Genomic DNA, 11,218 nt, shown 5'->3' on the forward strand with positions numbered 1-11,218 from the left:
GATCCGGCTCTCAATGCGATTGTGTTTTTATGTTTGTAACCGCGTAGCCGGCAGAATCCACTTGATTACATAAATGTAATCTCCGCATCATCTTGCTGACTGAGTAGCCTGGCTAGTATGTGGGTATGTCTGCAGTATCGGTTTCTATCCATCAGTGATGGAGGTGCAGATGCTGAAGTCAGTAAGTACTGCAAGCCTGATGAATGGAGATTTTAAGATGCGTTTAATAACACGTCGCCAGTTTCTGGCAACGACCGCCGCAGCGGGTGCACTAACCGCCATACCAACACTTTTTACAGGAAAAGGTTCAGCTTTTGCTGCCACTGACATGCAGCAGGATACGCAGGTTATCAGAGTGGGCACGCGCGTCATTGAGGTCAATGGTAAGTCTGCTCGTGTATTCGGTTTGACACAACCAGATGGTACACCGGGTTTAATACTGGATGCAGGTAAGCGCTTTCGTGTACGCGTGGAGAACCAGCTTGATGAGTCTACGCTGTTACACTGGCATGGGCTGACCCCACCCTGGGAACAGGATGGGGTGCCGGGACTCACACAACTGCCTATTCCCGCTGGCGGCCATCATGAGTATGACTTTCTCCTCGATAAACCCGGCACTAACTGGATGCACTCGCATCACGGTTTGCAAGAGCAGATGTTGATGGCGGCGCCATTGATTGTTCGTGATCCGCTTGAGGCCGCAGATGATGTTCAAGAAGTGGTTGTTCTGTTCCATGACTTTACATTCCGTGATCCCATGGAAATTCTGTCTGTTTTACAGTCAGAAGGTGGGCATGGTGCATCGTCTGCAGATCCTCATGCAGGTCATGGAAATATGCAACATGCCGCTGCTCAGAATCAGGCTGCTATGCCTATGGCGCATTTGCATGATGTTGAGTATGACGCCTTCCTGGCTAATGATCGGACGTTGGATGATCCTGAAGTCTATAGAGTTGAGCGGGGTGGACGTGTTCGCTTACGCTTGATCAATGGCGCCACGGCAACGGCCTTCTGGATAGATCTTGATCGCCTGCAAGGTCAGTTGATTGCGGTTGATGGTATGCCTGTTGAGCCGCTGAGGGCGAGTAAGTTTGAATTTGCCATGGGCCAGAGACTGGATATTCTAGTCGACCTGCCAGCCGGTGAAGAGGGGGTCTGGCCGATCTTTGCGCTACGTGAAGGCGAGCGTGAGCGCACCGGGATTTTGTTAGCCACACCGGCGGCAACAATTACTAAAGTATCTAATCTGGCACCCCAAAAGGTGCCTGCAATAGGGCTCAATCTCGAGCAGGCACTGCGTGCGACGACGCCTTTATCGCAACGTCCAGTAGATAGACAACACCATGTCGTTATTACAGAAGCTGCTGGGTATGGATGGTTGTTGAACGGGAAAGCACATGGGGATCATCAGCCAATGTGGGTTCGACAGGGTGAGCGCGTGGAAATTACCATCACCGATCAGACCAGTATGGCGCATCCGATGCATTTACATGGTCATCATTTTCAGGTCGTGGCCATTAATGGCAAACGGATTTCTGGCGCTATGCGTGACACGGTACTCGTGCCTTCAGGGGGAGAGGTCACGATAGCCTTTGATGCTATAAATCCAGGTGAGTGGGTGTTCCATTGCCATCACCTGTATCACATGGCAGCGGGGATGATGACAAGCATCAAATACGAAGCTTAGGATGATACTATACGTGATGCAGACTGACAGCGCCTGATATGGCGCTGTCATGATTGAATAACTTCAGTTTCTAATTCTTCTAGTCGTTTGGGCCTGTTGTTTTGCGCCAGTCGGGAATAAATCTGGGAGTCTTCTGCGCATATTGACGCCACTGTACCCCAAATTCGGCATCGGCTGTTTTCTCCTCGTTTTTGGCAAGGCGTACGTACATGTAAATGCCCGCTATTTCCGGGTATGGCTGGTCGTACGGTGACAACTCCAGGGCTCATGCCGGGCATTGTCCTTGACGTTCTGATCGACGAATCGGTAATACTCTTCCTTGAAATGAGTCCACAAACCTTGTCTGGGTTGGATGTCGTGTTTTGTCAGAATCTCCTCCACGCAGTCGATGCAGAGTCGGGATGCGTCATAGGAAAAATCGAGCCTGTCAGATTTTTCGTCGAAAGTGACTTTATCCAAACCGTATAGTTGGTCGATTTCTTCAATGGCTGCGTTCAGTTTTGTGCTATCTATCGGTCTCAAGAGCCCGAGATGACGAGTCACCAGGTTGACTTCTGAAACACCTAAACGATGTTCAATATGGCTCATTGTCTGTCTCCGTCTTTTCGATCTTCTTTTCGGCCTTCTTCCAGACCTTCCTGCAGGCCACGGCGATAGGCCGCTTCCGCATCCTGATGATTATGCTCTTCACGACCGTGTCCACCGTGGCCTTTGTGCATGAAAATGTGCATCAGTGGGCACAACAGAATAATCAGAAAGGGGAGATACGGAAGTAGGTGGGCGCCATGCTCCACAAAGAGAAAGTAGAGCGCTGCGCCAATCATTATAAGTGTCGCCAGGCCGTGAAGGCTGGTCCAATATCCGGGTTTGTTAGCCATAGGGTTTCTCCTGTGCCGCCCGTCAGGCGGTGCTGTCACATTGATGTCTGCTCATTTATCCACACTCAATTTCACCCGCTTGAGCAGCAGGGAGTTGCCGATTACCGACAATGAGCTGGCCGTCATGGCTATTACGCCTATCATCGGGTGTAACAGACCCAGAGCGGCCAACGGGATAGCGGCGGCGTTGTAGGCACTGGCCCAGATCAGGTTCTGTACGATTTTGGCGAAGGTGGCGCGAGACAGGTGCATCGCTTCGACCACGGCACTCAGTTCACCACGTACCAGGGTGACATCGGCCGCTTCGATGGCGACATCTGCCCCGGCGCCGATGGCAATGCCCACATTGGCTTGTTTCAGGGCGGGCGCATCATTGATGCCATCGCCGACCATGGCGACTTTATTACCGTATTGCTCCTGCAGCCTGCGTATGGCATCCACCTTGCCTTCCGGTAGCACGCCTGCCTGAACTTCATCAATGCCCACTTCGTTGGCAACGGCACGTGCGGCGCGTTCATTGTCGCCAGTAATCATGACCACATGCAGGCCTAATGCGTGCATGCCACGAATCGCAGCGACTGAATCCGCTTTGATGGTGTCGGCGACGGCGAGCAGGCCCAGAGCCTGACCGTTCAGTGCCACTGTGACAACAGTCCGGCCCAGTGATTCGAGTCGGGACAGCTCCTCATCCAGAGCATCCAGCCCTTTGACGCCATCCTCTTCCAGAAGGCGGCGGTTGCCTATCAGAACCGCTTCACCGGCGATCTTTCCGGCAACGCCTCGTGCGCCGGTGGAATGGAAGTCGGTGACCTGCTCAGGTTCTATGCCCTGTTCACGGGCACCGGCCACGATCGCTTGGGCTATCGGGTGTTCTGAGGCATTTTCGACACTGGCGGCAATCTGTAACAGTTGCGACACCTCAATACCGGGGGCAGCGTAGGTATCGGTCAGTTTGGGTTCGCCTCGGGTGATGGTACCGGTCTTGTCCAGCACCATGACTTTGACATCCTTGAAGGTTTGAATCGCCTCACCGGAACGGATCAGGATGCCGCGTTCCGCGCCAATCCCCGAGCCCACCATCAGAGCGGTCGGTGTGGCCAGGCCCAGCGCGCAGGGGCAGGCGATAACCAGTACGGCAATAGCGGCGAGCATTGCCAATACCACTGAGCTGGCTTCTGGATTGACCCAAGGCAGGAACAGTGCACCCCATTCCAATACCGGCCTCAGGCTGTCAGCGGCCAGAAACCAGGCCAGTAGGCTACCCAGTGATATCAGGATCACCACAGGGACAAAGCGGCCGGTCATGCGGTCAGCGAACTCCTGAATCGGCACGCGTGATCCCTGCGCTTCATCGATCAATCGAACCACCTGAGACAGGAACGTATCCTTGCCGATGCGCGTTGCCCGCACATGCAGGCGACCTTCCTTGTTGATCGTGGCACCGATCACGGTGTCGCTGGTGCTTTTGTAGACCGGAACAGATTCGCCAGTGGCGATCGATTCGTCCAGATGGCTTTCACCGCTGACCACCTCGCCGTCGGTCGGTACCTTATCTCCGGGTCGTAACACCATGATATCGCCGACCTGCAACTCGTCGATGGAGATGTCGGTCTCCTGCCCGTCACGTTCAACACGGGCTGTTTTTGCCCCCAGTGTCAGCAAACTGCGGATCGCCTGTGATGCACGTCCCTTGGCGCGCGCTTCAAGATAGCGACCGAGGAGGTGGAAGGTCATGATGGTGGCCGCCATCTCGACAAAAGAGGTCATGGGGTAGATAAACCCAATCAGACCGATTATGTAAGGTGGCAAACTGCCCAGCGAGATCAGTACATCCATATTGAACGTGCGGTTGGTCAGTGATCGCCACGAGGCTTTATGAGTGGCCGCACCGCCGTACAGAAACACCACCGGGAACGCCAGTAACACCACGATCAGCAGATAGCCCGGCAGCGGTTGCCAGAACATGTGCGGTATCATCAGTAACATGATCAGCGTGGTGGGGATGCCGGCGATCCATAGGCGCTTTTTTGCCGTGTCCAGATAGGCTTCGTCGATCTCTGCATCTGCTGGACCCTGATCATCCAGTGCATCATTGCGCACATCAGCCACGTCATAGCCAGCCCCTTCGACAGCAAGGCGCAGTTGCTCACCATCTGGCCCACCCGGCTGAACAGTAACCTCCACCCGGTGGTTGGCGATATTGGTATGGATCTCGCCGACGCCATCAAGGCGAGTGAGTGTCTGGCGGACAATACCGGCACAGTGGTCGCTGCCCATGCCGGGTACGGTCAGTTTGAATAGTGTGTTCTGAACATCTGCTGACATGATCTGTCTCCCTTAGAAATCTGGCGCTTGATATCTGGTATTAGATATCTGGCCATCGCTGAGTTTCCGTCTGCGATGGCCTTGAGCCAGTGTCGTGACTTATCAGTGGTGAGCAGCGTGGTCAGTCTCATCACTGTCGACCGCCGGCGACTCTAGCAATGTCTGACGCTGCTCATCTGTCAGCAGGTCCTGAATGGCGTTATTCAGTTTGATGCGTGCGACCAGCATTTCACCATGCATCTCGGCAATTTGACTATGCAGTACCTTTATCTCATCCGGATTCGGACGATCTGATGACATTTTCTCCATCAGATCTTCGCGCAGATTCATCAGTTGGCCCATCTGTTCAAACTGAACGGGTCGGTGGGCATGTCTGAGCTTGCGAACCTCCAACCGTTGCTCGGGTGTCAGTTGAGCATGCATGCCAGCCCCCATCATGCCCATGCCGCCTTCCATCATAGGGCAGGAATCCATCATCCCACTTCCCATGCCAGACATCATGCCGCCCTGCATGCCGCCGCTCATCATGCCACCCATCATGCCCATGCCACCTTTACTCATGGGTGAATCAGCTCCTGACTTCATGCCGGACTGCCCACTGGGCACGCTTTCCATCTTGTCAGAGTCCATCATGCCCGAATCCATGCCCGAACCCATACCCTGAGCAATGACCTGACTGGACATAGCGGTTAACAAAAGTATGGATAAGCCTTGTAACAGACTGTTTTTTGAAATATTCATGACTATTCTCCTGGCAGGCAAAGCCTGCACCTATTGCACTGAAAAAGATCTGGATTGCTTTTACATCAACGGCTATCGCTGCGTGCGATCACTCATAAACGCAGGCGTTGCGTCAGTAAAAATATTGGTGCAGATGGGGAGAGGTGATAGGTGGCAGTCTGGATGCTTGTTGTCTGATAGTTTGCCAAACCGGATAAGCCAGACAGCTGTAACAGGAAAAAGTCAGGTTTCAGATCTGGCTTGGCAGGCCTTGATTGGGCTATCACCTCCCGAGAGGTGTTTTCATGATGGCATTGTTGTTCGTTGTGGGGCTGCTCTACGGCAGACCACTGATGCTCCATACTGGATGTTGCCGCTTGTGCATTGGCAGTCGTGCAGATATTCAGTATGGAGAAAGCAATCAGAAACAATACAGCCCCTGCGGCCAGTAAGGCCGAGTGGAAGGGTTGTTTGCTACTGATCGCACGTGAGTACATTGACTGTGGCTCTTCAGTTGTTCATAGATACAGCATAGTCAATTTGCAGCACATTGGTGTTGATCTGTATCAACGGGAGTAAGCATTTACAACAGATAGGTCTGGAATCAAGGGGCAGTCAGTACTGCCCCTGAGCAAGACTCAACCAACGCCTGTCAAGACGCTTCCCGGTTCTGATTCTGCCCCTCCAGAGGAAAGCCCGCTTCCAGCCAGTCCCGCTTCCCATCCACATATTCAAAGACATTGCTGTAGCCGTCTGCATCCAGAATCTGGGCGGCAATTTTTGAGTTCTGGCACTCAGTGCTGGCGCAGTACACCACAATCATCGCCTGTTTATCCGGCAATTCTACAGGTGCACGCTTGCGCATCTCATCATGCGGAATATTGATGGCACCTGGCAGGTGCTCGGCGTCGAAGTAACGTGGTGGCAGGGTTTCAACCAGGATCATATCTTCACCGGCTTCCATGCGTGATTTGAGTTCTTTTCCTGTCAGTGTCTGGTACATGATGTTTCTCCGCTTGATTATGTGGTTGCAATTGCAACTACATCGATACAATAGTTTGAACTGGTAGCGATTGCAACTATAAATCGCTAAACTATTGCCCATGAATACACAACCGAACTCAACAACCGTTAATGCCTGGGCCCGACTGCTGCGCCTGCAAGCTCAGTTATTGGGGCAGGTTCATGCCGCGCTCAAGCTTGCTGGGCTGCCTCCCTTGAATTGGTATGATGTATTGCTGGAGCTGAATCGTGCTGGCGATGAGGGGCTGCGCCAGTATGAGATTGGTGAGCAGGTCTTGTTGCCGAAGTACAACCTTTCGAGGCTGATCGATAAGCTTGAGTCTGAAGCGCTGGTTGAGCGTCACACCTGTGCTGAAGATGGTCGCGGGAATCTGGTGCGTATCACCTCTGCAGGCAATGAGCTGCTGAAAAAAATGTGGCCGGTGTATTCGGCAGTCATCCATGAACAGTTTGAGTTACGTTTGTCCTCTGATGAGATAACGTTGCTGGGAGAGATCCTGCATAAACTGAAATTACCGCCCACCGACAAGGAGTGAGTGTGGATACCAGTCAGTTACTGATCAACGCATTGTTGTTCGTATTTTTGCCTTTGTGGGGCGTCGTGGGTTTTTTTGACTGGTGCTGTCATCGTGCCACGCAGATTGAGTCCACATCTGGCCTGAAAGAGTCGCTGATGCACTCGGTCATGGGGATACAGGTGGGGATTCCGATCCTGATGTGTCTGTTGTTCCAAGTGAATGTGCTGGTGCTGCTGGTGTGTCTGGGTGCCTGGTTGTTGCACGAGGCGGTAGCGCACTGGGATGTTCATTACGCCGCACCCAGACGTTTCATCAGTATCTGGGAGATGCATGCGCACAGCTATCTGGCCACTCTGCCTTTTTACATGTTGGCAATGATCTTTATCATTAACTGGCCGGTGGTGCTGGATCTGGTGCAGTTCAACTGGGCCGGACAGATGAGCCTGACACGGGTGGATAATCCACATGGTGGTGAAGGGTATCTGGCATTTTATCTGACCTTTATGGCAATACTCTGTGGATTGCCCTATCTGGAGGAGAACCTGCGCTGCTTGCGTCAAGCGCTGAGACAGCGGGGGCGTGCAGCATGAGTGTCTATATCACCAGTACCGGCCATTATCTGCCCGGTGAGCCGATCGATAATGACCAGATTGAAGAGGTGTTGGGGCAGATAAATGGTAAACCCAGTCGCCTGAAACGCCGGATTCTGCAATCCAATGGCATTCAGACCCGCCACTATGCGATCGATCAGGATCACAACACTCTTATCAGCAACAGCGAGATGGCGGCCAGAGCCGGGCAGGAGTGCCTGGATCAGAGCTATCTCAGTGCGCGTCAGGTGAAGATGCTCAGTGCTGCGACCAGCCAAGGCGATCTGGTGCTGCCGGGGTTTGGCAGTATGGTGCAGGCGGAGCTGGGGTTGTCGGATATAGAGCTGCATACCAGTCACGGTATCTGCTCCAGTGGCATGATGGCATTGAAAGCAGCTTATACCAGTCTTAAGGCAGGTGAGCAGCCCAATGCACTGGTGATTGCGAGTGAACTGGCGTCGCGCCTGTTCAAAGCGACACGTTATGAGGCAGCCGGCGATGAAGTCGATTTCAATGCTGAGTTTCTGCGCTGGATGCTGTCAGACGGTGCCGGCGCCATGCTGCTGGAGGCTCGGCCACGGGGACAGTGTTTCCGTATCGACTGGATCAGAAGCTTCTCACATGCTGATGCCTATCCGGTCTGCATGAGTGTTGGATTGCCGACCTCTGCCAACCGCCTGCAGAGCTGGCAGGATTTTCCTACCTATGCCGAGGCAGAGGCCGCTGGTGCGCTGCTGATCCGACAGGATGTGCGCCTGCTGGAGAATATCGTTAAGCTGGGAGTAGATGGCTGCCTGCGTTTGATCGATGAGGGTCTGATCGATATCCCAGCAGTGGATCATCTGCTGTGTCATTACTCGTCGCACTACTTCCGCAGTCGTATCTTCGACATGCTGCAGCAGGCAGGAGCCGCAATACCGGAAGAAAAGTGGTACACCAATCTGTATACGCGTGGGAACACCGGCTGCGCCTCGATCTTTATCATGCTGGATGAGTTCCGGCGCACTCAGGACTGGCAGGCGGGACAGACGATCCTGTGCATGGTGCCGGAGAGTGGCCGGTTCAATAATGTGTATATGCAACTGACAGTGGTCAGCGAACAGGGCTGAGGAGATAAGAATGGAGCAGAAAGTCACCACCGAAACCGGTCAGGCCTGCCTGCAGGGATTGATGCGGACCTGGTTTGAGTTTGAACGTCAACTGGGCAGAGTGCCGGTGATACAGCGTCTGGAGCGCGGCCTGTTCACACGTGAGGATTATCGGCGTTTGCTGCTGAATCTGCGTCAGCAGGTGATAGAGGGCGCACGATGGATTACCCGCTGTGCATCGAGCTTTGACCGAGACTTTGCCGATGTGCGCTCCGAAGTGATCGGCCATGCCAATGATGAGCATCGTGATTACGAGATACTGGAGCAGGATTATGTAGCTGCCGGTGGTGATCTGGCCGAGATACAACAGGGGCAGCGTAATGCCGGGACCGAAGCGTTGCATGCGTTTCTGATGTACCGTGCCAGCCAGCCCAACCCAGTGGATCTGATCGGTGCGATGTGGATCATCGAAGGGCTGGGGCAGAAGATGGCTTCTGACTGGGCGGAGCGGGTCGATCAGGCGACGGATGGCGATGGCAGCTATACCCGATTCATGCGCTATCATGGCGAGAATGACGACGATCATCTGGATAAACTCTATGGTTTGATCGATCGCGTCTGTCAGAGTGCCGAGGCGCAGCAGTCAATCATCCGTACAGCACGCGTGGTGGCACGCCTGTATGCCTTGCAACTGGAGGAGGTGGATCATCATGGCTAAGTTGCGCAGCGCCTTTATCCGTGCGGTGGAGTTTGATAACTCCCTGCCGATTGAGCCAGCGGCTGTGCAGCTCTGGCTCAAGGATCTGGATAATCCGATGCGCTGGTCGGCGCGCCCGTTGTTGCAGTTCCTGTTCGCGATCCTGCTGCATCTGGTCTGGTTCTTCAAGCGCCTGCCTCTGCCGCAGTTCAGTGCCCATAAACTGCTGCAGAGGCTGATCTGCTGGTTCTGCGAGCACTTTGTCAGTGTCGAGGCGAACCAACTGATTCTGCGTCACTTTGCCACCGAGTCGAATATTCTGAATTTTCTGGCGAATAATACGCGCGCCGATCGGGCCGGGGAGGCGGCTCCGGTTCAGCTTTACCCTGACTCGATCAGAGGTATGTTGGTGGATAGCTTCGTAGAGCATGATCAGGAGCTGTTTCGTCTGTTCCGAGAGATGGGCCCTTGGCAGAATCGGCAACCTCTTAAAGCGGATGAGATCAACTGGAGCAACTGGAAATCGATCGATATGGAGGCGTTCAGGATTAAGAAACGGCGTACTCAGGTGTTCGATTTTGAAACCTCGCATTCGCTGTTCATGTGTCTGTTCTGCCTGCTGCTGACGCGTGAGGAATATCGGGATGCGATCAACGGCTTCAATCTGGATCAATCGATTGCGATCCGTATTGGACAGTTGATCGGCGATGACTCACTGGCTGAGATGGCCTATAACAAATTTCCCCACTATCTGGTCGGGCCGTGGAATCTGAGCCAGCGCTTCCTGATGCATGGCTTCTTCACCGAGCATCTGTATGCCAGGCTTGAAGCTTTGCGCACACAAACCGACGCTTCTGAAGCGTGATGACTTGGTTGCTGTTATTGGTTTGCTGGTAATTGGTTCGCTGGTAACTGGTTCAATGGTAACTGGTTCAATGGTAACTTGTTCAATGACAACCAGCTCAATGCTAAACTGCCCCCCATCATCAATTATGGTCATTTAATTTAGCCGGAGAGCTCTATGTTTTTACCCTGTGTTGAGATTGAACCGGCAAAACCTGCTGATAGTGCAGTAATCTGGCTGCATGGCCTGGGTGCGGATGGACACGATTTCGAGCCGATAGTGCCTGAGTTGCAGTTACCCGAGAGTATGGCGACACGGTTTATCTTTCCGCATGCACCGAGCATGCCTGTCACGATCAATGGTGGCATGGTGATGCCAGCTTGGTATGACATTCTGGAGATGAATATTGATCGCAAGGTGGATTCGGTGCAGCTGATCGCCTCTGCCGAAGCTGTGGTACGCCTGATCGAGCGTGAGATCGAGCGCGGTATTGCACCAGAGCGGATCGTACTGGCAGGTTTCTCACAAGGTGGTGCGGTGGCTTATCATGCGGCGCTGAGTTACGACAAGGGTCTGGCGGGGCTGCTGGCGTTATCCACCTACTTTGCGACCGATAACCTCGTGGAGTTCAATGCCGCCAACAGTCAGATCCCAGTCATGATTCAGCATGGCACGTTTGATCCTGTGGTACCTGAAGCGCTGGGTAAAAAGGCGTTTGAGACGCTGCAGAACCGAGGTTATGCAGTGGAGTATCAGAGCTATCCGATGGAGCACTCAGTATCCTTGCCGCAGATCCGAGAGATTGGGAAGTGGTTGCAGAAGGTGTTGGGTTGAAAGTGCTGGGTTGA

The 11,218-nt window shown here is 53.5% G+C and carries 13 protein-coding genes; 7 read left to right on the forward strand and 6 right to left on the reverse strand.

From position 1 onward, the window contains the following. Nucleotides 1–217 precede the first annotated feature (217 nt). A complete protein-coding gene (locus ACK3CJ_RS06375) occupies nucleotides 218–1,687 on the forward strand; it encodes a multicopper oxidase family protein (RefSeq protein WP_409525611.1) in 1,470 nt (489 codons plus the stop codon). A 222-nt stretch (nucleotides 1,688–1,909) separates the two neighbouring features. Here the strand turns inward: ACK3CJ_RS06375 and ACK3CJ_RS06380 are convergent, their stop codons facing one another. The 6 genes from ACK3CJ_RS06380 to ACK3CJ_RS06405 form a co-directional block, all read right to left on the reverse strand. Continuing rightward, nucleotides 1,910–2,275: a cation transporter gene (locus ACK3CJ_RS06380; RefSeq protein ID WP_409525612.1), complete on the reverse strand. Its 366-nt coding sequence runs from the start codon at nucleotides 2,273–2,275 to the stop codon at nucleotides 1,910–1,912. Next, entirely contained in the window at nucleotides 2,272–2,565 is a 294-nt protein-coding gene (locus ACK3CJ_RS06385; protein ID WP_409525613.1) for a DUF2933 domain-containing protein, read from the reverse strand. Before ACK3CJ_RS06385 ends, ACK3CJ_RS06380 begins: the two co-directional genes overlap by 4 nt. 51 nt (nucleotides 2,566–2,616) lie before the next feature. Next, nucleotides 2,617–4,890: a heavy metal translocating P-type ATPase gene (locus ACK3CJ_RS06390; protein WP_409525614.1), complete on the reverse strand. Its 2,274-nt coding sequence runs from the start codon at nucleotides 4,888–4,890 to the stop codon at nucleotides 2,617–2,619. Nucleotides 4,891–4,992: 102 nt separating this feature from the next. After that, nucleotides 4,993–5,631 carry a Spy/CpxP family protein refolding chaperone gene (locus ACK3CJ_RS06395; RefSeq protein ID WP_409525616.1) on the reverse strand — a complete coding sequence of 213 codons (639 nt, stop codon included), beginning with the start codon at nucleotides 5,629–5,631 and terminating at the stop codon, nucleotides 4,993–4,995. A 92-nt stretch (nucleotides 5,632–5,723) separates the two neighbouring features. After that, complete coding sequence (locus tag ACK3CJ_RS06400; protein ID WP_409525617.1) at nucleotides 5,724–6,107, reverse strand: hypothetical protein; 384 nt, start codon at nucleotides 6,105–6,107, stop codon at nucleotides 5,724–5,726. A 155-nt stretch (nucleotides 6,108–6,262) separates the two neighbouring features. Beyond that, nucleotides 6,263–6,613, reverse strand: coding sequence for a rhodanese-like domain-containing protein (locus tag ACK3CJ_RS06405; protein ID WP_409525618.1), 351 nt, complete (start codon nucleotides 6,611–6,613; stop codon nucleotides 6,263–6,265). Nucleotides 6,614–6,713: 100 nt separating this feature from the next. On the opposite strand from ACK3CJ_RS06405, the gene ACK3CJ_RS06410 reads away from it, so the two are divergent. The 6 genes from ACK3CJ_RS06410 (at nucleotide 6,714) to ACK3CJ_RS06435 (ending at nucleotide 11,204) form a co-directional block, all read left to right on the forward strand. Then, nucleotides 6,714–7,169 (forward strand): MarR family winged helix-turn-helix transcriptional regulator, encoded by a 456-nt coding sequence (locus ACK3CJ_RS06410; protein WP_409525619.1) that lies wholly within the window; start codon nucleotides 6,714–6,716, stop codon nucleotides 7,167–7,169. A gap of 2 nt (nucleotides 7,170–7,171) precedes the next feature. Then, a complete protein-coding gene (locus tag ACK3CJ_RS06415) occupies nucleotides 7,172–7,741 on the forward strand; it encodes a diguanylate cyclase (RefSeq protein ID WP_409525620.1) in 570 nt (189 codons plus the stop codon). Beyond that, nucleotides 7,738–8,850, forward strand: coding sequence for a beta-ketoacyl-ACP synthase III (locus ACK3CJ_RS06420; protein ID WP_409525621.1), 1,113 nt, complete (start codon nucleotides 7,738–7,740; stop codon nucleotides 8,848–8,850). The genes ACK3CJ_RS06415 and ACK3CJ_RS06420 overlap by 4 nt, the downstream gene beginning before the upstream one ends. 10 nt (nucleotides 8,851–8,860) lie before the next feature. Beyond that, nucleotides 8,861–9,547, forward strand: coding sequence for an iron-containing redox enzyme family protein (locus ACK3CJ_RS06425; RefSeq protein ID WP_409525622.1), 687 nt, complete (start codon nucleotides 8,861–8,863; stop codon nucleotides 9,545–9,547). Then, a complete protein-coding gene (locus ACK3CJ_RS06430) occupies nucleotides 9,540–10,391 on the forward strand; it encodes a DUF6999 family protein (protein ID WP_409525623.1) in 852 nt (283 codons plus the stop codon). The genes ACK3CJ_RS06425 and ACK3CJ_RS06430 overlap by 8 nt, the downstream gene beginning before the upstream one ends. A 156-nt stretch (nucleotides 10,392–10,547) precedes the next feature. Then, entirely contained in the window at nucleotides 10,548–11,204 is a 657-nt protein-coding gene (locus ACK3CJ_RS06435; protein WP_409525624.1) for an alpha/beta hydrolase, read from the forward strand. The last annotated feature ends 14 nt before the right edge of the window (nucleotides 11,205–11,218 follow it).

The organism is Nitrincola salilacus (assembly GCF_046271865.1).
GTDB classification, from domain to species: Bacteria; Pseudomonadota; Gammaproteobacteria; order Pseudomonadales; family Balneatricaceae; genus Nitrincola; species Nitrincola salilacus.